Source organism: Neobacillus sp. 114, assembly GCF_030127045.1.
GTDB classification, from domain to species: Bacteria; Bacillota; Bacilli; order Bacillales; family Cytobacillaceae; genus Neobacillus; species Neobacillus rhizophilus.
Map to the genome: position 1 here is coordinate 1,345,834 of NZ_CP126144.1, position 25,015 is coordinate 1,370,848.

Here is a 25,015-nt window from a genome sequence, read left to right on the forward strand (position 1 = left end):
AAAGACTGCCGTGTTAGTACCGGCAGTCTGTTTTTATAATAGTAAGGCTTATTAAAAACACAAACTAACTTGCTTGTTTCTGAATCTCTGAATAATTTGCAAAGTTACTCTGAATTTGAGCATCTAAAATAGATAATTCATATTGTTCTCTTTCTCTAAGTCCTTCAATAATAACGGATGTTGTATAATAAAAAAGAATAAACGAACCAATTGTAACTAACCAAGCGACTGCCATTCTTAATTCCTCCTTTTAATAACTTAATTAAATTGTAAACAATGTTTTCTTCGCTTTGTGTGACGTATGTCACATAAAATAGGGGTGAAATTTGAACATTTTTAAAACTTTTTTATCGGTTGTGAAAGTCCTATTTTTATCACATAATTGTTATAAGATTTAGAAATTTTTTTAAGGGATGAGTGTACTTGGAGTCTACCAACTTAGTAAACGTAACAAGGGGTAATTTAATTGAAAGCGTTCACCATGGACATATTGCAGTGGTGGATGCCAAGGGGAATTTACTTTATTATGCAGGCAATCCTGAAGGAGTGGTCTTCGCCCGTTCTTCCATGAAACCGATTCAGGCAATTCCTGTAGTAGAAACAGGAGCTGCTGATCATTATAGCTTCAGCGATGCCGATCTTTCGTTATGCTGTGCTTCGCACAATGGGGAGAAAATGCATACAGACAGGGTTCTAGCAATTCTTGCAAGGGCAGGCCTTGAGGACACTTGCTTAAAATGCGGAACCCATCCACCGCGGTGGGAAGAAAGGTATAGAGAGTTAATCCGTGAAGGAAAAGAGATTACTCCTTTATATAACAATTGTTCCGGAAAGCATGCCGGGATGCTCGTTACTGCAAAGCATTTAGAAGAAACACTCGAAAACTATTACGAGCTGAATCACCCCGTTCAACAACGGATTCTTGCGGCTGTCAGTGAGATGACAGATTATCCGATAGAAGAAATAGAAATAGGTATCGACGGATGCGGTGTACCGGTTCATGGCCTGCCTCTTGAAAAAATTGCTTATGGCTATGCCCGCTTGGCACAGCCCGATGACCTGCCTGAAAAACGCCGCAATGCCGTCAGACGGGTGGCTAAGGCAATGATTACAGCTCCGGAAATGGTTGGGGGAACAGACCGTTTTTGTTCTGATTTCATGAGGGTAGGAAATGGCAGATTCATAGGCAAGGTCGGAGCTGAGGCTGTTTATTGTATTGGTGATCTTGAAACAGGGCTCGGGATTGCAATCAAAATTGAGGATGGCAATAGTCGTGCCGTCTATCCTGCGGCAGTTGAAGTGATGAAACAACTGAATCTATTAACTGCTGAGCAAATCGAAGAACTTGCTGGTTACTGCCGCCCGAAATTGCGCAATGCCCGTAATGAAGTAATTGGTGAATTGGTGGCGGATTTTAATTTGCAGCAGACTTCATCTAGTCAGGTTTAATCTATTTATTATAGGGCGAGGTGTTATGAAAGATTCATAACACCCGACCGATGGGTAAAATTGGAGCCCAGTCGTTATGAAGATTCACCAACCATAAATATTCAATTTTTCATATCCATTTAGAAAGTAGTATAATAGAGGAGATTAAACCTATCTTCAAAGTAAAAGGAGGACTTCCCTTGTTTGAACAAGCACTTCCCCTGCTGCAATCCCACTTTGGCTACAGCTCCTTCCGCACCGGCCAAGAGCAGGCCATTCAATCCGTTTTAACAGGAAATAACAGTATATGCGTCATGCCGACTGGCGGCGGAAAATCGATTTGCTACCAGATTCCTGCTCTCATTCTCCCGGGAACCACCATTGTTGTCTCTCCGCTGATCTCATTAATGAAGGATCAAGTTGATGCCCTAATCCAGGTAGGAATTCCAGCCACCTTTATCAACAGCTCGCTAAGTTTCCAGGAGGCCTATGACCGAATCCAAGCGGCCAAGCAAGGAGAATATAAATTATTATACATAGCACCTGAGCGGTTGGAATCGCCCGAATTTATAGAGGATCTAAAATACATGGAAATCCCATTAATTGCAGTGGACGAAGCTCACTGTATTTCACAATGGGGCCATGATTTCCGACCGAGCTATCGGCATATCCAAAAAATGATTCAAATGATGCCGCAAAGGCCAAGAGTCATCGCCTTAACCGCAACGGCAACACCAAGGGTGCGGGAAGATATTTGCAACCTGCTGGAAATAGATGAACGAAACACCATTATCACAGGCTTCGAACGAGAAAATCTTTCATTCTCTGTGATTAAAGGGCAGGATCGCCTTAAATATCTGTTAGATTATCTGAAAAAGAATGACAAAGAGGCGGGCATTATTTATGCTGCGACACGGAAAAATGTCGACATCCTTTACGAACGGCTCCGAAAGGAAAACATCAATGTCGCCCGCTATCATGCCGGAATGGGGGATGCGGAACGCGCCCGCGAACAAGAACGGTTCCTAACAGACCAAGCTTCGGTCATGGTAGCGACATCTGCATTTGGAATGGGAATCGACAAATCCAATATCCGCTATTGTATTCACCTGCAACTTCCAAAAAATATGGAAAGCTATTATCAGGAAGCGGGCCGTGCCGGCCGTGACGGACTCGCCAGCGAATGTATCGTGCTCTACTCTCCGCAGGATGTGCAAATTCAGCGTTTTCTGATTGACCAATCCAGCGACAGGACCAGAATGACTCAAGAACTTGAAAAGCTCCAGCAGATGGTCGATTATTGCCATACAGAAAGCTGCCTGCAGGAATTTATTTTGCATTATTTTGGTGAAGCAGAAACCGAGCCCTGCGGCAGATGCGGGAATTGTACTGACGAAAGAACAAGCATCGATGTAACAAAAGAAGCACAAATGGTATTGTCCTGTGTCATTCGAATGGGACAGCGCTTCGGTAAAAATATCACCGCACAAGTATTGACAGGCTCTAAAAATAAAAAAGTTACCGAAATGGGTTTCGAAAGGTTATCAACGTACGGAATCATGAAGGACAAAAGTACAAAGGATGTCAGCGATTTTATCGAATTCTTGATTTCACAGGACTTGCTTGCGATTGAGCAGGGGACCTTTCCAACCATTTATGTGTCACCGAAAGGCAAAGAGGTCTTACTGGGAAATCAGCAGGTTCATCGCAGGGAAACTGTCCAGGTGAAACAAGTATCTAAGAGTGACCCATTATTTGAAGAATTAAGAGAAGCCCGCAAACGGATTGCTGAGGTCGAAAAAGTTCCTCCTTTTGTGATTTTCTCGGATGCTTCGCTAAAGGATATGTGTGCTAAGCTGCCGAAAACAAGTGAAGAAATGTTAAATGTGAGCGGGGTAGGGGAACACAAGCTTCAAAAATATGGACTGGAGTTTATCCAAGTGATTCGAGCGTTTTTAGAGGAAAACCCAAACTACCAAAGCGAATTGGAACCTGAACCGGTCGCGGCAAAAAAGCCTGCGAAAAAAGCGGTGACAGATTCGCACTTAGAGACATTGAACCTGCATCAAAGCCAATTATCCATTCAGGAAATAGCCGAACAGCGCGAGCTGGCAGTTAGCACCGTCGAAAATCACTTGCTGCAATGTGCCCAGCAGGGACTTGCTGTTGATTTTACAAGGCTGATTCCAGGCGAGTATATTCCGCTATTAGAAAAAGCAGTGGAACAAGCTGGCCGAGACCGCCTAAAACCTATTAAAGATTTGCTTCCAGATGAAGTGAGTTATTTTATGATTAAAGTATATGTGTATTTTTTAAGCAAAAAGAAATAAAACATGGCTGTACAAGGCGCTAGTGTCAGGTACAGCCTTTTTGCAAGTCGAGAATGTAAATCTCCGAAAATTCATAATATTTGTCGATGTTCCTATATATTTGTTCTATTTCCCCGGCAATTTGTCGATAAACGGATGATGCTGATTGGAAAGCATCCAGCTGAATATAAACGTTATGGTGTTCATAAGCTTTTGTATACCATCAAATCCACAAAATCGGCTATAATAATTAAGTTTATTAGAACCGATTTAAAGGAGCAAATCATGAAAACAATGAAAAAAATTTCCCCTCAGTATGATCCCTGGGAAGCCTATCTGGATATTGAGCAGTACGGTAAGCCCCAGTTGACCAATATTGAATTCACCACGACAACACTATGTAATATGCGCTGCGAGCATTGTGCGGTCGGCTATACATTGCAGACTAAAGACCCGGACGCGCTTCCGCTTGAACTGCTTCTACAAAGGCTGGAGGAAATCCCGACACTAAGAGCACTAAGCATTACCGGCGGCGAACCGATGCTTTCCCTTTCCTCGGTCAAAAATTATGTCGTTCCCATTTTAAAATACGCACATGAACGCGGCGTAAGGACACAAATCAACTCCAATTTAACGCTGGACCTCGACCGCTATGAACTAATCATTCCTTATTTGGACGTCTTACATATTTCGCATAACTGGGGCACTGTTAATGATTTTGTCGAGGGTGGTTTTGCCCGGATGGAAAAAAAGCCTGATTACTCGCAGCGGGCAAAGTATTTTGAAAGAATGATAGAAAATAGCCGCGAGCTTGTCAAAGCAGGAGTAATGGTATCCGCCGAAACAATGCTAAACAAGCGGACGCTGCCCCATCTTGAAAAAATCCACCGGCAAATTGTCGATGAGATGCTTTGCCAAAGGCACGAGGTGCACCCAATGTACCCAAGTGACTTCGCCAGCAATTTGGAAGTGCTGACGCTAAAAGAAATAAGAGAGGCAATCCATCATTTGCTCGACATCAGGGATGAACATACGTGGATGCTGTTTGGCACGTTGCCATTTTATCCGTGCAGCGATAAAGCGGAGGAACTTAATCTATTAAAACGGCTTTATTCCAGCAAAAATGTTACCGTCCGAAACGATCCCGACGGCCGCTCACGTCTTAATGTTAACATCTTCAACGGGGATATCATCGTAACTGATTTTGGTGACACTCCTCCGCTCGGTAATATTCAAACGACAAAGCTTCTAGATGCTTATCAAACATGGCAGTCCTCTAATCTAGCAAAAGAACTGAGCTGTCACTGTCCATCTGTTAAGTGTCTTGGCCCAAATGTTCTTGTCAAAAACAGTTACTATCAAGACATTGATTTTTCAAAAAGGCAGACCAATATTTAAGAGCAGGAAGGCAGATTATCCTGCTTTTTTCTCTTACTCTTTAGTAAAAATTCCCTTATACTAGATTTATAGTTCTATACATAGGGGGTTTGTAGCATGAGGATTTTAGTCGTTGGTGCAGGGGCCGTAGGCGGATATTTTGGCGGACGCTTGCAGGAAAAAGGCGTTGATGTCACATTTTTAGTGAGAGAAGGAAGAAAGAAGCAGCTGGACCAAACCGGACTTGTCATTGATAGTGTCCATGGCAAAGTCACGCTAACCCCAAAAACAATTTTGTCAGGAGAGGAAGCGGATGCGTTTGATTTAATCCTGCTCTCGACGAAAGCCTATCACCTGCAAGGTGCATTTGATAGCTTCCGGCAATATGTAAATGAAAAGACAGCCATTCTTCCCTTATTAAACGGAATCTCCCATATTGAACAATTAGCAGCAGAGTTCGGCCAAGAGCGGATCATCGGCGGCCTGTGCTTTATTGAAACTACCCTAGACCAAGAGGGAAGAATCATCCAAACAAGCCCAAGACATGATATTGTCTTTGGAGAGTTATCCGGCGAAAAGACCGATAGAATCTTAAAAATTGAAGATGCTTTCAGTGGAACGAAGTCCGTCTATCGTTTAAGTGACAATATTAATCAGGATTTATGGAATAAGTATTTGTTTATTTCGACGATGTCTGGAATTACAACCCTTATGAGGGCGCCGATTGGTCCAATCAGGGAAATGCCAAGCGGCCGGGCAACTATTGAAAAACTGTCACAAGAAATCATTTCCGTGATGAACAAAATGGGTGCGCCGCTGCCTGAAGATATAGCAGCACTTCAACTGAATCAAATTGATAGCTTGGGCTACTCGATGAAATCCTCGATGCAGCGGGATATGGAGAAGCAGCTTTCTGTCGAAGCAGATCATCTGCATGGGTACGTATTAACTATCGCCCGTAAAGAACAAATTCCAGTTCCGGTTTTAGAAGCTGTCTATGCCAATTTAAAGGTGTATGAACTGCAGCTGCAGAAAGACCAATAACATGATAAAAAGGGTGAGCGCAAAGTTGCTCACCCTTTATGCTGTATGCTTTGCCAGATTTGGATGCTTATGCATAGATACTAGCAAAATCACACCGCTAATGATTAATAATGCGCTGGTACTGATAAATACAGCCGAAAAACCAAGGTATCCGGAAATAACGCCGCCGAGCATTGGGCCAATGATGTTACCAAGAAACCTAAGGCTGTTGTTATAGCCAAGAACCTCGCCCTGCATGGCAAGAGGTGCCTCCTGACGGATATAAGCAATTCGTACTGGAATAATTCCCCCGATGGCAACCCCAAGAACAAACCGAATGATGACTAGCTGCCAAAGATTTGTTACCGCTGCACCAGGTAAGTAAATAATCCCCGCAAGGAAAAGGAGAACCACCAAAACCTTAATATAACCGTGCCTGTCGGCAATTTTCCCCCATCTTCTGGACATCAATAAGTTCCCCAAGCCAGCCGCAGAAAAAGCAATTCCTGAATAAAACGCGATATTTTTAGGACCATGCAGCTCGCCGACAAATAATGATAGGATTGGCTGAATACTAAAATGGGCTATTTGGACAAGGGCTGAGATAAGCAAAACAGTCAGCATGATCGGATTATGGATAATATGCTGGACAACTTCTTTACTGGAATAGTAGGACCTCACTCCCTTTTTTACTTCCATTCGTACTTCTTTCACAGCGAGCACAAGCAGGGCGGAGAGAAAAATCGTGACTGAGGTCCACTTAAAGGTGTCTGCATAACCAAATGTATCCGCGAGAATCCCTCCAAGCATTGGGCCTAATAAGGTACCGGTAATACTTCCTGTTTGCAGGGTGCCGAGGACACGGCCGGCAATTTCCTTCGGCGTTTGTGTGGAGATAAGTGCCTGTGACATAGGAATAAATCCTGAGAAGAAGCCCATAAAAAAGCGGAGCATGAAAAGTTGCCAGACCGATTGGGCAAACCCAATTAACAGGATCGAAAAAGCCATTCCCATTCCGGAAATGATCAGGATTTTTCTTCTGCCATAACGGTCGCCGATCCTGCCCCAAATCGGCGAAAAGAGGAAGGCGGATACAAATGTAATACCGAATGTTAAACCTGACCAATGCTGGACGTATTTCTCTGAAAAATTTCCCAGTGACTCGATGTACAGGGAGATAAATGGCAGAACCATTGTCATGCTTCCAGCTACAAAAAAGTTGGCAAACCACATGATGGCCAAATTTCGTTTTGCCTGGTCCTGTTGTTTCAAATTAGATAACACTTCTTTCTGTATTTATTTCGAATCTCTAAATATTATTTTACCGAAATTTCAGAAAAATTTAAATAGGAAATTCAATTCACATTTATAGTTTGAAGGATTGGCTATTTGTATAAGCTCGTACTCGTTGAAGAACAATAAGGAGAAATTTAGCAAATAGGCATTTAAATGGTTTCAAATCATTTAAAAGCTACATCACAGAAAGGGGCAGTTTTAATGGATGCATATTTGTTACTCATCACACTGCTGGCAATCATCATTGTCATTTTAGGAGTTTCTTGGTTTAAATGGCATGCATTTATTAGTTTAATGGTCGCAGCACTATTCTTGGCTATTTTTTCCGGAATGGGCTGGGACAAGATTGTCGGTTCCTATGAAACAGGAGTCGGCGCAGTTTTAGGACACTTAGTAGGCATTTTGGCACTTGGTACGATTTTAGGTAAAATGCTCGCTGAATCAGGGGCAGGCTTGCAAATTGCCAATTTCTTTATCAGGGCATTTGGCGAAAAGAAGCTGCCGTGGGCGATGTTCTTCTCAGGCTTTATTATCGGTATTCCAGTGTTCTTTGAAGTTGGAATTTTAATTCTGTTACCGCTTGTTATTTCCATTCAAAAAGCGTCTAAACAAAATATTTTATTGGTTGGTCTTCCGGCTATTGCCGGTTTGTCCATCACACACGGTCTTGTTCCGCCGCATCCGGGGGCGATTGCGGCAATCGGAATTTATGGGGCCAATCTTGGAAAAGTATTGCTATACTCTTTAATTATTGCGATTCCTTCGGGGATTATTGGCGGACCGTTATTTGCATGGATGATTAACAAACGGGTTGTCCCGACTGGCGAACCAACGTTGGTGAAAATTGACGATCAAGCCAATAAAAAGTCAATCCCAAGTGTTGGTATTTCATTCCTATCAATCTTAATGCCAGTCATTTTAATGATTTTAGGAACAGCCGCACCATATCTGCATCTTTCAGCCGGTGCGCAAAAAGTGTTGGCCTTTATCGGCAGCCCAGTAATCGCTCTGTTAATTTCTTGTTTCTTAGCTTTTTATTTCCTTGGCTTCCGTCATGGAATGGATAGGAACTTAATTAAAAAACTCGTGGAAGAATGTATTATACCAGTCGGTTCAATTATTTTAATCATTGGAGCAGGAGGCGGTTTTAAGCAAATTCTGATTGATAGCGGCGTGGCAAAAGTAATTGCCAGCATGTCTCAGGATTTGAATATATCACCACTTGTGCTGGCGTTCTTGATTGCAGGGTTAATCCGGATTGCCACAGGCTCAGCAACAGTAGCATTAACGACTGCTGCCGGAATCGTCGCTCCAATTGTTGCCGGAATATCCGGAGTCAATTTAGAATTGCTGGTTATTGCAACAGGCGCAGGCTCGTTAATGTTCTCACACGTCAATGACGCCGGGTTCTGGATGGTTAAAGAATACTTGGGACTGTCTCTTGAAGAAACCTTCAAAACGTGGACGGTACTTGAAACCATTCTTTCCTTTGTCGCCTTTATTGGGGCACTTATAGTGAATATGTTTGTCTAAGTAAAAAAGCAGAGGATGCCCTAAAAAGGCATCCTCTTTTAGATTTACATTCGAGTATTAGAAATGGCTTCTCTAACTTTATCAAGTGAGTTTTTGGCCTTTTCCTTATTGCGGATAATCATGTTGACATAAAGGGCATCTATCAAGCTTAATTGACCGATTCTAGAAGACAGTGCTTCGGAGCGGAATTCGGTCTCTTCAGAGCTTGTAAAAAGAGCAACATCCACGTTTTGTCCAATTGGTGATTTTGGATAGCTTGTAATACCGATTGTTTTAGCGCCATTTTTTTGCGCTGTTCTTAAAATATTGATGGTGTCTTTGTTTGTTCCCGAATGAGAAATCACCACAGCCACATCTTTTTCGCCAAGCTGGGAAGCAGACATAAGCTGGAAATGGGAATCGATAAAGGCAAATGCTTTGATCCCTGTCCGGACAAACTTGTGGAAAGCATCCATGGCGATTACATTTGAGCCACCCGTTCCATAGAACTCAACACGGTCCGCCTGCAATAATAAATCAACTGCCTTTTGAATAGAAGGCCCATCGAGAATCTGCAAGGTGTTTTCCAATGCTCTAATATTTGATTGAAAAATTTTCACCGCTACCGTCTTCTCAGTATCATCTTCCTTAATTTCTTCATGAATCTGTTGAATAGGTTCAAATATTTCAGAAGCGAGGGCAATTTTCATTGCCTGGTACCCCTTGAAGCCAATCCTTTTGCAAAACCGAAAAACAGTGGCATCGGCGACATTCAAATCCTCTGCCACTTCGTTAATGGTGTTATGAATGATTTTTTCGGGACTGTCCAAGATGTAGTCAGCAATCTTTTTTTCTTTTTCACTAAGTCTTGCGTAATAGGAACGAATTTTTCCTAGACAGTTTTGCGGCATTGGTGATTACCTCACCCATTTTTGCTGGAAGCTGCTGATAGCACCATATTCTTCGCTTAACAAACGGGAAAGGCGGATATAAATCGGGATTAGATCCTGATAAATCTCCACGTTTTCTTCAATCGGTTGATGGGCATGGGTAGAACCGACCAACTCCGACATAATTGAGAAATCTTCAATTTCCCCAAGTGCATACATACCAAGGACAACAGCACCTAGGCAGGAACTTTCAAAGCTTTCCGGCACAACAACTTCCTGGTTGAAAATATCCGCCATCATTTGTCTCCACAATGCTGACCGGGCAAACCCGCCTGTTGCCTGGATTTTTTGCGGAACGCCAATCATTTCCTGAAGGGCGAGCATAACGGTATATAAATTTAGAATGACACCTTCAAGGACTGAACGAATCATATGCTCTTTTTTGTGATGAAGGCCAAGCCCAAAAAACGAACCGCGGGCATTGGCATTCCATAAAGGTGCACGTTCACCCGCTAAATACGGATGGAAAATGAGACCCTCTGCACCAGGTGTGACTCTGTCGGCAATTTTCGTTAAGACATCGTAAGGGTCGATTCCAAGGCGTTTAGCCGTTTCCACTTCAGACCAGGCAAGCTGATCGCGAACCCAGCGGAAGGTCATCCCGCCGTTGTTGACTGGACCGCCGACAACCCAATGATTTTCAGTTAACGCATAACAGAAAATTCTTCCTTTTGGATCGGTGATTGGCTTGTCCGTTACAGTCCGAATCGCGCCGCTGGTGCCGATCGTGACAGCCATTACTCCTGGGTCAATGGCGTTGACGCCGAGATTGGAAAGAACGCCGTCACTTGCTCCAACTACAAATGGAGTGTTCCCTGGTATTCCAAGCTCCTCGACATATTCATTTTTTAAGCCGGTTAAATAAAACTTTGTTGAAACTGGCTCAGGCAATTGTTCAGTGGTAATACCAGCAACACTTAGCGCTTCTGCATCCCAATTTAGCTGTTCGAGGTTAAACAGCCCTGTTGCAGAGGCGATTGAATAATCCATCACATAACGATTAAACAGCTTAAAGAATATGTACTCTTTAATACCGATAAATTTGCTGGTTTTGCTGAAGATTTCAGGATGGTCCTCTTTTAGCCAAGTAATTTTGGCAAGCGGTGACATCGGATGAATCGGTGTTCCGGTTCTACGATAGATGGCAAGACCATTCAATTCGTTTTTAATTTTTTCAGCTGTTTCCGTAGCGCGGCTATCTGCCCACGTAATGCAGCGGGTAATTGGTTTACCGTTATCATCCATGGCAATAAGGCTGTGCATGGCCGAACTAAAGGAAACAAGCTTAAGCTGTTCCGTATTGATTTTGCCCTTTTTGATAGCTACTTTCATCGTTTCCAGGACAGCTTGGAAAATTTCCTCCGGATCCTGTTCTGCAATGGACGGGGCAGGGCTGTATAAAGGGTATTCAACATGATGCATGCTGATAACTTTACCTTTTTCTGCAAAAAGAACTGACTTTGTACTGGTTGTACCAATATCAACACCGAGATAGTAAGAGGTTCTAGTCATTGGGTTAATCTCCTTTATGAAGCGTTATTGTATAGTTCAAAAAATTTTTACTCCAGTATCATTATATAAGAAAAAATATTCCTGCACACTACAATTTGTCCTATAACTATTGTTAAACATACATAAACAGATTATAGATAGTTTTAAAAAAGAAAGGGAAAAAGGTGTTTGCAGCGAATATTTTAAGGGTATGTGCAATTTTTACGGGAGGGAAGTTCATATCTGAAAAATATCCAGTTCTAGAGGGAGCTGAACCGTTTTATTTTGAAGGGAATCGCGTCGGTATCTTGGTTTCGCACGGTTTTACGGGGTCCACCCAAAGCATGCGCCCGCTTGGGGAGGCTTATGCCAAAGCAGGCTACACGGTGTGCGGACCGCGCTTAAAAGGGCACGGAACTCATTATGAGGATATGGAGCAAACAACCTATCACGATTGGATTGCTTCAGTTGAAGAGGCTTATCAATGGTTAAAGGAACGCTGCGATACAATTTTCGTAACGGGGCTTTCGATGGGCGGAACATTAACCTTGTATATGGCGGAAAAACATCCAGAAATTCGCGCGATTATCCCGATTAATGCTGCCGTAGATATTCCGGCCATGTTACCGGTCCGCCAGTTAGAAGATATGCGGTATTTAGATGCGATCGGTTCAGATATTAAAAAGCCGGGTGTCGTGGAACTTGCCTATGAAAAAACACCGGTTCAATCCGTGAAGGAAATCTTGACCTTTATGGATGAGGTAAAAGCAGATCTTCATATAATTACCTGCCCAGTATTGATTTTTGTTTCGGATGAAGACCATGTCGTCCCTCCGGATAATTCACAAATCATTTATGATGAAATCGGCTCAGAGATTAAAGAACTTCATCAGTTGAAAGACAGCTATCATGTGGCCACACTAGATAACGACCAGCAGGTAATTATCGAAAAAACATTAAAATTTATCGATAAGAATCGTTAATGGAGACAAATTTTTTTTGTCTCTTTTTTTGTTGCATTTTTGGAACAATATTTAGTGAAGGAGTGATTATTAGTGAACCATTGTGAAACATTTTTACGAAGTAAGAATTGGATTGATAATGATTTGGATGCAAGGTACATAAATGTCAATCATCCATATGCGATTCTGATTTCAGAGGATGAAGGGATGATTACCTTAAGGGGAAACAACGGTTTTGATAATGGCCAGAATGGAGAGGAAATCTTCTCCTTTACCTCATTACAAGAGCTGCAGGAATGGTTTGAGAACAATATTGGGGAGTAGTTTTAGCAACAAAGCCACAGGAATGGATGGCCCGCAGTTATGCCGATAAGAACGAAAAACTCTCGCTTCCGTAAACCAAGTGGGAGTTTTCATTTAGCCCCTAATATAAAAGCTATTGACATATAAATTTAAAAGGGTTATTATTATCTCAACTTCAAGATATCCTGTTTTAGGGTAATTGAAGGTTATTTTTAAAATAATATCTCGAATTCGAGATAATCACATTTATTCTAACCGATTCTGAAAAAATAAAGGATGTAAGGAGTGGAAGAAATGAACCTATTAGGATTACATCATGTATCGATTTTGACCGAAAAAGCGGAAAGAAATTATAAGTTTTATACAAAAATTTTAGGAATGCGATTGGTTAAGAAAACAGTCAATCAAGATGATACATCTTCTTATCATCTTTTCTATGCGGATGCAGAAGGAAATCCTGGCACGGAGGTGACCTTTTTTGACATACCTAATCTTGGTAGTTCATATAGAGGAACTTCAGATATTTCCACTGTATCTTTAAGGGTGCCGAATACAGATTCTTTGTTGTTTTGGAAGGAACGATTTAAACAGGCTGGTGTTCAACATGATGAGATTGAAAAAAGAGCAAATCGTGATACATTAGCCTTCAAAGATTTCGATGGGACTCGTTTAATACTTGTCGCCGACAATGGTGAAGAAGGAGTTAGGCCGGGGGTTCCTTGGGTACGGGAAGATATTCCAACGGAACACGCCATTATAGGTTTAGGGCCTGTTACCCTTACTGTTGGAATTGCCGAACCGACCATCGGAGTTCTTACTGAAGTTATGGGATTTCGATATGTCGGAGCATACCCATCACTGGAAGGAGATTTTCCTGAAATATTAGTTTATGCAACAGGTGAAGGAGGCAGTGGTGCAGAAGTTCATATTGAAAGAAGGCCGGACCTGCCAAAAGCCCGTTTAGGCCGTGGAGGAGTGCATCATGTTGCTTTCCGTGTACCAAATGAAGAAGAATACAACCAATGGGCACAGCGTTTGAAGGATTATCGCTTGCCGAATTCAGGGAAAGTCGAACGTTATTATTTTAAAGCATTATATTTCAGAGAGCCAAATGGCATTTTGTTTGAATTATCTACAGACAAACCAGGCTTTGCAACAGACGAACCGATGGAAACAATGGGGCAAAAACTGGCATTACCGCCATTTTTGGAGCCGCAACGAAAAGAGATTGAAGAAAAGCTGCGGCCGCTAAACCTAAATTAAACTTTGTGCAACTACAGCAGCCCAAGTAGGGAGCCAATCGATTTGGATCGATTGGCTTTTTAAATTTATGAAGCAGTTTTTTTAAAAATATGAAAAAATATCCAGTTTCTATATTGACATCATACATATTAACATCGATAATATAAACATAAATAATATTGAGGTGAACAATATATGAACATGCAAGATGTGATTCTAGGTTTTCTATATGAGGAGCCAATGAGCGGCTACGATATAAAGCAAATGATGGAGAATTCCGTGTCATACTTCTTTGATGCATCGTTTGGTGCTATTTACCCGGCATTAAGAAAAATGGAAAAAGAGGGACTGGTGGAAAAACAGGTCATTCAGCAGGAAGGGAAGCCAAACAAGAACCTATTTGCGATAACAGAAGCCGGCCGGGAACAATTCCAGCAATACCTTAACAGCCCAATAAACCCAACTGTGACGAGATCAGACATCCTAATCCGTATTTTTTTCGGGCGGTTTACCACAAAGGAAAAGATCATCGAGTGGCTTGAGGAAGAACGTGAAAAGAACCAGGCGATGTATAACAATCTTAACAGAATCGATGAAATGTGCGGTGCAGACATGGAGCACTATAAGCGATTTACACTGCAGTTTGGCATCCGTCAGGCAGAAATGGTCGTGAACATGATTGATGAAGAGTTAAAAAAATTAAATGAGCAAGGGGAGCAATAACATGAGGGGGACGGGCGGAATGAAGGTCGTTCTATTAATGTGCGTCGGGGTATTTGTTTGTATGCTTGATTCCACAATTATGAATATTACGCTGCCGGCAATTCAGGACAGTCTGCACACATCGCTAGAAACAAGTTCGTGGATGCTGAATGTATACACGATGACGATTGCGGTTTTGGCGATTCCGCTGGCAAGGTTTGCTGAAATGTTTGGACGTAATAAATTTTTTATTGTCGGGTTGTTTATTTTCGGATTGGGCTCGGCTTTATGCGGCCTGGCAAACAGCGGAGAATTCTTAATTGCCTCAAGGTTCATCCAAAGTTTTGGGGCCGCTATCCTAATTCCTTGCAGCATGGTGATCGGGATTGCTGCGATGCCGATTGAAAAGAGGGTGCTGCCATTGACGCTTCTTGGGGCAACACAAGGATTATCAACTGCTCTCGGTCCCACAGTCGGAGGGATTATCACAGAAAAGCTTAGCTGGCACTGGGTCTTTTATGTCAATGTACCAATTTGCATACTCGCCATCGCCGCCTCCTTTGTAATCTTAACTGTAAAAAACGAAAGCAGAATAAAATCATCCATCGATTGGTTCGGCCTAATCTTCTCGGTTTCTGCCATATTCCCGCTAAATCTGGTCCTAATCAAAGGGAACAACTGGGGCTGGGATAGCAGCCAGGCGATTATTTGTTATCTATTAACAGCCGCCTCCATCGTACTATTTATTATCGCAGAGAAAAAATCAAAAGCGCCAATGGTTAATTTAAATCTTTTTAAAGATCGTTTATTTACAGGTTCAGTTGTGATCGTGACTACAGGGTTCATCTTCCTTATCGGTGTCATGGTCTTGCTTCCACAGTTTTTAACCAACTTCCAGCACAAGACAGAGCTCCAAGCCGCACTCCTCGTCACACCTGTATCCGCCGCCATCTTTGTATTTTCCAACTTTGCCGGTTTGCTAACGAAAAAAATTGGCTACACGATTCCTGTCATGATTGGCTTTGCCATCATGGGAATAGCTTATTATTTGTTGCATAACTTAAATCTTCACAGCACACCAAAGGAGATAATTCTGCTTTGCAGTTTGCTTGGCCTGGGATTTAGCTTCGTGATTTCTTCCGCAACAATTGCCAGCACGTCATCGTTTGAAGGGGAAATGCTTACGGCATCGCAGAGTGTTTTTTCGATGCTGCGTCAGGTGGGGGTTGTTTTAGCTGTAGCAATTTTTGTAGCCGGGTTGACGAACAATATTCATGATAAAAAACAGGATGTTATGCATTATGCACAGCAAAAACTTGAAAAACTGAATGTGCCGGAAACCGTCAAAGCGCAGATTTTATCGGAAACAAAAAAATTAATCACCAGTGAAAAAGAAGCGCTGCAAACCTCTACCACATTTATCACCAAAGCGGAACGCCAGCGAATCATCGATGCCAACGCTGCAAAAGTATTAGCCACCATTCCTGAAAATCAAAGGAGCGCAGCCAAAGATGAAATCTATAAACAAGTTGAAAATCAGGTGGATGAGGAAATCTTCAAAACGGGAACAATAATAAAAGGGTATACCAATCAAATAAGGAATTTTGCTGAAGAAAGGATTTCTACAAGTTTTGCAGACCTATATAAAACAAGTATTCCGTTTGTGTTCCTTTGTGTATTAACTGGTTTGATATTTAGAGAAAGAAGAAATAAGCAGATTGTCCAAATGGCGAAATCACCTGCAGCCAATTAGTAAAAAAACAGCCTAAAACCCATCCTTGGGTCTTAGGCTGTTTTTGTGCGTTAACAGCAGCGTGAAACTTTTCCGCCTTTGGCATTGTAACGCGCATCCTGGGCTTCGCAGAAGAATTCCTTTCTTGTTTTGACAGGCTCGCCGGGATGATGCGATTCCATATGGGCTACATATGTTTCATAGCTCGGGACCCCAACCAGCAAGCTGATAAACTGCTTGCGGTAGGAGTTAATTATTTTCAACTGATTAAGCATATTTCTTCAAATCCCCTTCGTTACGCGGAATGATTGGTTCTTCGTGTAACGGTAATTTTTTGCCGTTAAGGACTTGCAGCCAAATTCGAATGGCAGCTATTAATACCAGAATCACGACTACCATGAAAATACCAGTAAGTGTGGCATCCACGTAGTCATTAAGGAGGACTTGGTTCATTTGCGCAGGAGAAGTCGCTGGCGCAAGCACCTTGCCGGCATCATTTGCTTCTTTGAAAATCTTGGCATGGGCTAGGAAGCCGATTTTTGGATTTTCATGGAATAGCTTTTGCCAGCCTGCTGTTAAAGTAACAATTAACAACCAACCGGTTGGCACCAAAGTAACCCAGGCATATGCTTTTTTGCCCATTTTAAAGAGAATCGTAGTTCCAAAGAGCAGGGCGATTCCGGCAAGCATTTGGTTGGCAATACCGAACAGCGGCCATAACGTATTAATACCGCCAAGCGGGTCGATAACGCCCTGATACAGGAAGTACCCCCAGAAAAGAACGCATAAGGCGGTTGCAATAAGGTTTGGAACCAGTGCTTCAGTTTTCGCAAATGGCTTATAAACTGTTCCTAAAATATCTTGAATCATAAAGCGGCCGACACGAGTACCGGCGTCAATCGTTGTTAAGATGAACAACGCTTCGAAAAGAATCGCGAAATGGTACCAGAATGCCATTAACGCCTTTCCGCCAATAACTTTTGAAAAAATAACCGCCATACCAATCGCTAGGGTTGGGGCACCGCCGGTTCTGGAGAGAATCGAAGCTTCCCCTACATCCTTGGCATAATTCGCTAAATCTTGAGGAGTGACCGTAAAGCCCCAACTGGATACAACAGAAGCAGCTTGGGTAACGTCAGTTCCGATTAAGGCAGCTGGGCTGTTAATCGCAAAATACACACCAGGATGCAGCACACAGGCAGCAATCATTGCCATGACGGCAACAAAGGATTCAGTCAGCATCGCACCATATCCGATTGGACGGGCGTGGGATTCAGTTTCAATCATCTTAGGTGTTGTACCGGAGGAAACTAGGGCATGGAAACCGGAAACAGAACCACAAGCTATTGTAATAAATAAGAATGGGAAGAGATTTCCTGCAAATACTGGTCCTGTACCATCAATAAACTTCGTTACCCCGGGCATTTCTAAATGTGGAGCAACTACGACAATACCAATGGCAAGTCCCAAAATGGTACCCACTTTTAAGAACGTACTTAAATAGTCGCGCGGTGCTAGCAGCAGCCATACTGGCAATACTGATGCAACAAAACCATAAATAATCATCATAATCGCAATAGCTTCGCCCTTAAACGTGAACATGGCTGCTAACGTTGGATTTTCGGCAACTGTCTGTCCGAAAACTAACGCAAGTAAAAGTAAAACAATACCGATGATGGATGCTTCGCCAACGCGGCCTGGGCGGATGAAACGCATGTAAATTCCCATTAATATCGCAATCGGAATCGTCGCTGCGATCGTGAACATTCCCCAAGGGCTTCCTACAAGTGCTTTTACGACGACAAGGGCTAAAACTGCTAATAAAATAACCATGATTCCTAAAATCCCAATCATCGCAATGACACCTGTAACTTTGCCCATTTCTTCTTTTATCATTTCACCGAGTGATTTACCATTTCGGCGCATAGATGCGAAAAGAATCACAAAGTCTTGAACAGCACCGGCCAAAACAACACCAACGACAATCCAAAGTGTTCCAGGCAAATATCCCATTTGGGCTGCGAGAATAGGACCAACTAATGGACCTGCACCGGCAATAGCGGCGAAGTGATGACCAAACAGAACCCATTTGTTCGTTGGCACAAAATCTTTTCCGTCGTTATGAATTTCGGCAGGAGTTTTCCTTTTATCATTTAACTGAAAAACTTTTTCTGCGATAAACTTGCTGTAAAAGCGATAAGCAATGGCATACACGCAGACAGCAGCTGTTAACAGCCAAATCGCATTGATGCTTTCACCTCTGTTTAAGGCCATGACTGCAAAACCTGCTGCTCCAAGGGCGGCAATGACTCCCCAGATAATAATGGATTTAAACGCTTTCAAAAAAGTTCACACCTTCCTATCTAGAATAATATTATTATATTTTATTGTTTTTTCTGAATTCAAGGTAATTTTTTGTGAATTTTGACAAATTTCCCGAAATTTTGATAGAATGACTGGAAATTGCCTTATAACTTGGTTTTGAATTAAACTAATTATCAAATGTAAAATAATGTGGTGAGCTATAGATGAACAACGAAGCAGAACGAACGTATGAAATCATGGAGGTTTGTCTTCTGGCGGGGAAAATTATGCTGCAGAGCGGAGGGGAAACGTATCGGGTGGAAGATACGATGATGCGGATGGCAGCCTCGTTCGGGATTGAAAAGTCACATAGCTATGTGACGCCAACGGGCATTATTTTTTCCGCCGAAGGGTCGGAACCGACAAAAACCAAGTTGATTAGAATTTCAGAGCGTTCGACAGATTTGGAGAAGGTCGCTATCGTAAATAGTATTTCACGAAAAATATCAAGTGGTGATCTGAATAGCAGAGAGGCTATGAAACAGCTTAAGGAAATTGAAGCCAAGGACCTTTCCTTCCCATTCAGGATGCAGGTGGCGGCAGCCTCCTTGGCAAGCGGCTGTTTTATGATTATGTTTAAAGGAGAATGGAATGATTTTTTGCCTTCAATGATTGCCGGAGGTGCAGGATATTTAAGCTTTGTTTATTTCCATCGCTTTGTACCGATCAAGTTTTTCTCCGAGTTTTTGGCGGCATTTGTGATTGGGCTCCTTTCATTGCTTTTTGTAATCATCGGCGTTGGCCATCAGCTGGATAAAATCATTATTGGATCGGTGATGCCGTTAGTCCCCGGTTTATTAGTAACCAACGCCATCAGAGACTTAATGGCGGGCCACCTTGTTTCTGGACTGTCAAAAGGTGCGGAAGCGTTTCTGACAGCCTTTGCCATTGGGGCTGGAATTGCGGTCATACTGAAATTCTTGTGAGTGAGGTCTTGGAAAAGTGGATATTTTAGCTCAGGTAATAACCAGCTTTATTGCAACAGGGGCATTTGGCATCCTTTTTAATGCACCAAAGAATACCTTAGTGAAATGCGGGTTGATTGGTGCAGGCGGCTGGCTGGTTTATTATCTTGTAGAAGGATATTATGATGATCCTGTTTTAGGGACATTACTGGCGACGGTCTTTATAGCTGTGCTAAGCCAAGAATTGGCAAAATTATATAAAACCCCTGTGATTATTTTTAGCGTTGCGGGAATTATTCCATTAGTTCCGGGGGGACTCGCTTATAATGCCATGAGAAATTTTGTGGAAGAGAATTATAACACGGCACTTGGGTCTGCTGCTCAGGTTTTGATGCTTGCGGGAACCATCGCCTTTGGGTTAGTTTTCTCAGAAGTGATTAATCAAGTGATCCGGAAAATCAATGAAAGAAAGTTAAAAATATAAATTTTTCTAAGAGGTTGTCATTTCACCTTTATTCCTGAGACAGCCTCTTGATTTGATTTGGATACTGTTCCTCTTTTCGGTTCTTTTAACGTTTGGTATAGTAATATATTAGTATATTAGTACTACTAGCAAAATGAAAAGTTCACAGGGAAGGGATTTATCATTTATGAAGAAAACGATTATTGCGCTTATTGTTTTCACTGCGATTCTCTTTGGTTCAAAAAACATAATTGGGGTAGAAGCAATAAGATCTGCAATAAAAACGTTTTTGGAGGACCCGCCTTTAAAAACACGCCAGATAGCACTTCAAAAAGATTATCCTATTTTGCCTGAGAGCAAACTGCTCGATGTCCCGTTGATTAATCAAATGGATAAGCCGATGCTATACAATGGCTGCGAAGTGACGAGCCTTGCGATGGTTATGCAATTTCATGGAATTAGTGTGACGAAAAATGAGCTTGCTGAAAATATTAAAACAGTTCCGTTTACTTACAGTAATGGTCTTAAAGGAAATCCAAATACTGGATTTGTTGGAGATATGGCACATGGGCCGGGACTTGGGGTGTACAATGGCCCCGTTTACGATCTTGCCCAAAAATATGCAGGGGAACGTGCCATGAATTTAACGGGCAGTCCATTTACAGACCTGTTGAAAAAAGTAAACCAAGGACACCCAGTATGGATTATCACGACTATAAACTTTTCTCCGGTAAACGTATTTCAAACCTGGAATACCCCTGAGGGAAAAATCGACATCACCTTCAGTGAACACAGCGCGGTCATTACCGGCTACGACCAGTCCCACATCTATATCAATGATCCATACGGTACAAAGAACAAAAAATTAAACCGCGAAAACTTCATCAAAGCCTGGGAGCAAATGGGCAAACAAGCAATCGTTATCCAATAGTGTCCTGTAAATTGGACGAAGGCAGAGGAATGGTTCCTCTGCCTTCTTTTGCTTTCCTTATTTTAGGATTTATTGTAACTTGAATTTCTGCAAGTTCATTATGCTGTCGTAATGTAAAAATTTAAATATTTCTTAATTAAATATGCCGCGGTACAATTTCCACCAGTAGGTTTTATAAACCTAAACGATGCCAGCCCTACCTCTCTAACATCCTTACGGCTCCGAGGCCGTTCCAGTGTGAATAAGTCTTTCCAAAAAAAACACGAGTGAAAAGCCAGTAAAATTCTTACATTGTGTATTCTCTATTTATTTCAAGTTACACAAATGAAAAGCACAATTAATAATATTACATGATTAACCTGTATTTGTCAATTGGTTAATTGAAATATTTTCAATGTTGATCCACTCTTTTAAAACATTTCTATAAAAAGGATTATTTGAATAGTAAATAGAAGTATTTATTTAAAAAAGGAGGGGGAGCGGATGGAGGATTTTCGTTATAAAGAGTATGACGGACTTGGATTGGCTGAATTGATAAAAAGAAAAGAAGTTAAACCGACCGAGGTGCTTTCGGAAGCCATCAAAGCTATTGAGGAACATAACCCCAAGCTAAACGCTGTTATTAATAAATTTTACGATAAAGCTGAAAAACAGGCGGAAAATGTTGATTTAGAGGGGACCTTTGCAGGTGTGCCGATGCTGTTAAAGGATATTGCTCAAGAAGTGGAAGGGGAGAAGATTACGGCTGGGTCCAAGGCTTATCAAGGCTACCGGGCAAAAATTGACTCCACGTATGTAAAGCAAGTGCGTAAGACGGGCGCCCTATTTGTCGGGCAGACGAATGTACCGGAATTTGCCTTGATGGGCATTACTGAGCCAAAGTATTATGGCCCTACCCGAAATCCATGGAATCTAGGGCATACACCAGGCGGTTCGAGCGGCGGTTCGGCAGCGGCGGTTGCAACCGGAATGGTACCGATTGCAGGAGCAAATGATGGCGGCGGGTCGATTCGGATTCCGGGTTCTTATTGTGGTCTTTTTGGAATGAAGCCAACCAGAGGCAGGACACCCGTCGGTCCCGTTTATGGTCGGCTATGGCAGGGTGCTTCTGTTGACCATATCCTCTCGAGAACTGTAAGAGATAGTGCGGCGATGCTTGATGAAATCAAGATTTACGAAAAAGCGGCTGCATTTCATACCCAGCCATTTGCAGGCTCTTACCTTCAGCAGGTACAGGGCGGACCAGCAGAGAAATTAACGATTGCTTTTTCGGTCCAGTCTCCCTTAGGGGCTGAAGTCCACAAGGAATGTCAGGAGGCAGTCTATAAAACAGCCAGGTTGCTGGAATCAATGGGTCATAATATGGTCGAAATGGATGCGCCTGTGGATGGCAGGAAAATTGCAAAAAGCTATTTAACGATGTATTTCGGGGAAGTTGCTGCGACATTGGCATCTCTAGAAGATGTCCTTGGCCGGAAAGCGAAAATGAGCGATGTGGAGCTGCCCACTTGGATTTTAGGGTTGGTTGGGAAGGCGACTTCGGCAGAGGAGATTGTTTTAAGTATTCGCGAATGGGACAACGCGGCCATTGCGATGGAGGCATTTCATGAAACATACGACTTCTTTATGACGCCAACGACTGCTTTCCCGCCAGCAAAAATCGGAGAACTAGAGCCAACTGCTTCGGAAAAACTGGCGATGACAGCTGCAGGAAAGCTATCCTTGAGCGGTATTTTGAAAAAGGCCGGCACGGTCGAACAGGTAGCAAAAAATAATCTTAAGAGAACTCCTTTTACGCAGCTTGCCAATTTAACCGGTCAGCCGGCAATGACAGTTCCGGTGCATCTCACCCCGGATGGACTGCCGGTCGGAGTACAATTCATGGCTGCCCGGGGACGGGAAGATTTATTGTATACTCTAGCCGCACAGCTTGAACAAACAGATATATGGATCCCGGTGCAATCGAATCCGATATTTTAAATTCGATTTAGTGGAGGAGGGCATAACTCCCGTAAAGTATAAGAGACCGAGGCTTGGGTCGTTATGAACGATGAGGAGATGCGGTTTTTAACTTAATAAGTCAAACATCCGGCGATGACCACACCGATAGAAACCGACAAAAACATCAAAAAAAATCCAACAGCCAATCCTCCATGTGATCCAGATGGGCTGTAAAAACGACATTAGAAGAGGTTTTCCCCTCCGCTGCCCTTCACTCAGATTTCATCTATATATAAAGGGGAGAAAAGTTTTTAGAATTTGCGATGGATTCACGGGAGATTGATGAAGATCGCAAATGCTATGTATACTACGGAACCTTTACCGGCAACAGCCGCTGACATTTTCCAACATTTTTTTTAAGTATAGGAGGAAAGTACTGTTTTTTGTCGTATTGTAATAATAATATAATTGATTCCTCGGAGGAATATCGATGCTGGCGGAAAAACTTCTTTTGCAACTGTTAATCGTATTAGCACCAGTCCTGCTTTGCAGCTCCTTATTTGACCATAAGAAAAAGTGGAATATACCAATCATCAGTGGTATCATGCATAGTCTGGCCGCGATAGCCTGCATTATCTTTAATTATTCAAATTATGGAATTATTTGGGATCTTCGCTACGCTCCTCTTATTCTTGCCATTTTATATGCAGGACCTGCTGCCGGCGGAATGGTTATTACCTCCATCATTGGGGCCCGCCTTATAATGGGTGGAGGTACTGTCTATTTTGCCATTGTGGGCTGCCTTCTTACTGCTATTGTCCCTTTTCTTCTACGAAAATGCTATTGGAATACTTCTTCAAATAGACGAGTACGGTTCACCTTATTATCGGGCGGTTGGTCAATAGTTTTATGTTATTTATCACTTTTGACTTATCATTATTTAAACGGAAATACCTTCAAAATATTTATCAACATCCCGGATTTACTGCTATTCGCGCTCATTTATACTGGTTCCCTGACACTTGCTGCTAAGTTATACGAGGGACAGATTGAGAAAGCCAAAATGAAGGAAGAGATACTGAAAGCAGAAAAGCTTAATACATTAAGTGAACTGGCTGCTTCTATCGCCCATGAAGTCCGCAACCCTTTAACAGTGGTTAAGGGATTTCTACAATTGATGCAGCAGGATGAGAAAGGGAAGAATTATGAATATTTCGGGCTGGTTTTAAGTGAATTAGGACGGGCTGAGGCGATCATTAGCGATTACTTGAATTTTGCCAAGCCGAAATTCGAAAAACTAGAGGAATTCGCCTTAAAAGACATATTGAAGGAAATAGTCATGCTGCTCGAACCTTATGCTGTAAAGCAGGGTGTACGACTAGAAAGTGAACTGGACACATCCGATTTTTGCCTTTATACAGATCGAAATCAGTTGAAACAGGCTCTTGTAAACCTTGTGAAAAATGCGATTGAAGCGACCTCAGAGGAGGGCGTTGTCACGATACATACAAAGTCCGACCGAACACATGGCTCCGTTTTGATTACTGATAACGGAAAAGGAATGACACCCGAACAACTATCGAGGATTGGAACATTGTTTTATACGACCAAAGATAAGGGGACGGGGCTGGGGACTTCGGTATCCTTAAGAATTATTGAAACGATAAAAGGAAGAGTTTTCTATCAAAGTGAAACAGGTTTGGGAACAACGGTAACAATTGTTCTTCCAGGAGGTAAAAAGGAAGAGTTAGTTAGCAGTATTAATAATGAAGAACCGACAGTTGTTAAAATAATGTAAAAACAGATGACATCCTTTTGTTTGATGTCATCTGTTTTTTTATTCAGTTAAACTACTTCGGCTATGGACGAAAGCATTCAACATTAAATAATTCATCTGGACAATTGAAAAAGGTCAGCTAATTTAAAGGGGAGTTCCAATCAAATGGGACTCCCCCTTTAAATTTTCCCAATAAAAAAATGTCGAAAATCATCGTATTTTTCTTTTTTTTTATAATGTTATTCTAAAAAAATGGTAGAATAGTATGGGGAAAGAATGGAATTTTGAATTTTTAGAATAGTATCTT

The 25,015-nt window shown here is 42.2% G+C and carries 21 protein-coding genes and 1 pseudogene; 15 read left to right on the plus strand and 7 right to left on the minus strand.

The window, feature by feature from the left end:
• Positions 1-64: 64 nt before the first annotated feature.
• A complete protein-coding gene (locus QNN06_RS06665) occupies positions 65-235 on the minus strand; it encodes a hypothetical protein (RefSeq protein ID WP_213118208.1) in 171 nt (56 codons plus the stop codon).
• 188 nt (positions 236-423) lie between these two features.
• Between QNN06_RS06665 and QNN06_RS06670 the strand changes: the two genes are divergently transcribed.
• From QNN06_RS06670 to QNN06_RS06685, 4 genes are all read left to right on the plus strand, one after another.
• Positions 424-1,449: an asparaginase gene (locus tag QNN06_RS06670; protein ID WP_213118207.1), complete on the plus strand. Its 1,026-nt coding sequence runs from the start codon at positions 424-426 to the stop codon at positions 1,447-1,449.
• Between the two features lie 179 nt (positions 1,450-1,628).
• Positions 1,629-3,758: a DNA helicase RecQ gene (gene recQ / locus QNN06_RS06675; RefSeq protein ID WP_213118206.1), complete on the plus strand. Its 2,130-nt coding sequence runs from the start codon at positions 1,629-1,631 to the stop codon at positions 3,756-3,758.
• Between the two features lie 264 nt (positions 3,759-4,022).
• Positions 4,023-5,135, plus strand: coding sequence for a radical SAM/CxCxxxxC motif protein YfkAB (gene yfkAB, locus QNN06_RS06680; protein ID WP_213118205.1), 1,113 nt, complete (start codon positions 4,023-4,025; stop codon positions 5,133-5,135).
• Between the two features lie 96 nt (positions 5,136-5,231).
• The gene (locus tag QNN06_RS06685) at positions 5,232-6,158 is read left to right on the plus strand and encodes a ketopantoate reductase family protein (RefSeq protein ID WP_213118204.1); all 927 of its coding nucleotides are present in this window, start codon (positions 5,232-5,234) and stop codon (positions 6,156-6,158) included.
• A gap of 36 nt (positions 6,159-6,194) precedes the next feature.
• Here QNN06_RS06685 and QNN06_RS06690 read toward each other — a convergent pair whose 3' ends face one another.
• Positions 6,195-7,421 carry an MFS transporter gene (locus QNN06_RS06690; RefSeq protein WP_372447604.1) on the minus strand — a complete coding sequence of 409 codons (1,227 nt, stop codon included), beginning with the start codon at positions 7,419-7,421 and terminating at the stop codon, positions 6,195-6,197.
• Positions 7,422-7,634: 213 nt separating this feature from the next.
• Here QNN06_RS06690 and QNN06_RS06695 point away from each other — a divergent pair, with 213 nt between their 5' ends.
• Positions 7,635-8,966: a GntT/GntP/DsdX family permease gene (locus tag QNN06_RS06695; RefSeq protein WP_284037296.1), complete on the plus strand. Its 1,332-nt coding sequence runs from the start codon at positions 7,635-7,637 to the stop codon at positions 8,964-8,966.
• A gap of 44 nt (positions 8,967-9,010) precedes the next feature.
• On the opposite strand, the gene QNN06_RS06700 is transcribed toward QNN06_RS06695, so the two are convergent.
• Both QNN06_RS06700 and gntK read right to left on the minus strand, forming a co-directional pair.
• Entirely contained in the window at positions 9,011-9,856 is an 846-nt protein-coding gene (locus tag QNN06_RS06700; RefSeq protein ID WP_284037297.1) for a MurR/RpiR family transcriptional regulator, read from the minus strand.
• A 6-nt stretch (positions 9,857-9,862) separates the two neighbouring features.
• Positions 9,863-11,407, minus strand: coding sequence for a gluconokinase (gene gntK, locus QNN06_RS06705; protein ID WP_213118201.1), 1,545 nt, complete (start codon positions 11,405-11,407; stop codon positions 9,863-9,865).
• Positions 11,408-11,625: 218 nt separating this feature from the next.
• Here gntK and QNN06_RS06710 point away from each other — a divergent pair, with 218 nt between their 5' ends.
• From QNN06_RS06710 to QNN06_RS06730, 5 genes are all read left to right on the plus strand, one after another.
• Entirely contained in the window at positions 11,626-12,369 is a 744-nt protein-coding gene (locus QNN06_RS06710; protein ID WP_284037905.1) for an alpha/beta hydrolase, read from the plus strand.
• Between the two features lie 72 nt (positions 12,370-12,441).
• Complete coding sequence (locus QNN06_RS06715; RefSeq protein ID WP_213118199.1) at positions 12,442-12,672, plus strand: hypothetical protein; 231 nt, start codon at positions 12,442-12,444, stop codon at positions 12,670-12,672.
• Between the two features lie 273 nt (positions 12,673-12,945).
• Positions 12,946-13,914 (plus strand): ring-cleaving dioxygenase, encoded by a 969-nt coding sequence (locus tag QNN06_RS06720; protein WP_284037298.1) that lies wholly within the window; start codon positions 12,946-12,948, stop codon positions 13,912-13,914.
• 174 nt (positions 13,915-14,088) lie between these two features.
• Entirely contained in the window at positions 14,089-14,616 is a 528-nt protein-coding gene (locus tag QNN06_RS06725; RefSeq protein ID WP_213118197.1) for a PadR family transcriptional regulator, read from the plus strand.
• A 1-nt stretch (position 14,617) separates the two neighbouring features.
• Positions 14,618-16,348: an MFS transporter gene (locus QNN06_RS06730; RefSeq protein WP_213118196.1), complete on the plus strand. Its 1,731-nt coding sequence runs from the start codon at positions 14,618-14,620 to the stop codon at positions 16,346-16,348.
• 50 nt (positions 16,349-16,398) lie between these two features.
• On the opposite strand, the gene QNN06_RS06735 is transcribed toward QNN06_RS06730, so the two are convergent.
• Both QNN06_RS06735 and QNN06_RS06740 read right to left on the minus strand, forming a co-directional pair.
• Complete coding sequence (locus QNN06_RS06735; protein ID WP_213118195.1) at positions 16,399-16,602, minus strand: YbdD/YjiX family protein; 204 nt, start codon at positions 16,600-16,602, stop codon at positions 16,399-16,401.
• The gene (locus QNN06_RS06740; RefSeq protein WP_213118194.1) at positions 16,595-18,670 is read right to left on the minus strand and encodes a carbon starvation CstA family protein; all 2,076 of its coding nucleotides are present in this window, start codon (positions 18,668-18,670) and stop codon (positions 16,595-16,597) included. Before QNN06_RS06740 ends, QNN06_RS06735 begins: the two co-directional genes overlap by 8 nt.
• 185 nt (positions 18,671-18,855) lie before the next feature.
• Between QNN06_RS06740 and QNN06_RS06745 the strand changes: the two genes are divergently transcribed.
• From QNN06_RS06745 to QNN06_RS06760, 4 genes are all read left to right on the plus strand, one after another.
• Positions 18,856-19,617, plus strand: coding sequence for a threonine/serine exporter family protein (locus QNN06_RS06745; RefSeq protein WP_213118193.1), 762 nt, complete (start codon positions 18,856-18,858; stop codon positions 19,615-19,617).
• A 16-nt stretch (positions 19,618-19,633) separates the two neighbouring features.
• Positions 19,634-20,080 (plus strand): threonine/serine exporter family protein, encoded by a 447-nt coding sequence (locus QNN06_RS06750; RefSeq protein WP_213118192.1) that lies wholly within the window; start codon positions 19,634-19,636, stop codon positions 20,078-20,080.
• 166 nt (positions 20,081-20,246) lie between these two features.
• On the plus strand, positions 20,247-20,990 hold the full coding sequence (locus QNN06_RS06755) for a C39 family peptidase (protein WP_213118191.1): 744 nt from the start codon (positions 20,247-20,249) through the stop codon (positions 20,988-20,990).
• A gap of 483 nt (positions 20,991-21,473) precedes the next feature.
• The gene (locus QNN06_RS06760) at positions 21,474-22,970 is read left to right on the plus strand and encodes an amidase family protein (RefSeq protein WP_213118190.1); all 1,497 of its coding nucleotides are present in this window, start codon (positions 21,474-21,476) and stop codon (positions 22,968-22,970) included.
• A 92-nt stretch (positions 22,971-23,062) separates the two neighbouring features.
• On the opposite strand, the pseudogene QNN06_RS06765 reads toward QNN06_RS06760, so the two are convergent.
• Positions 23,063-23,134 (minus strand): annotated as a pseudogene (locus QNN06_RS06765) (DUF350 domain-containing protein); the annotation flags it as partial.
• Between the two features lie 287 nt (positions 23,135-23,421).
• Between QNN06_RS06765 and QNN06_RS06770 the strand changes: the two are divergent.
• The gene (locus QNN06_RS06770; protein WP_213118189.1) at positions 23,422-24,729 is read left to right on the plus strand and encodes an ATP-binding protein; all 1,308 of its coding nucleotides are present in this window, start codon (positions 23,422-23,424) and stop codon (positions 24,727-24,729) included.
• Positions 24,730-25,015: the final 286 nt, after the last annotated feature.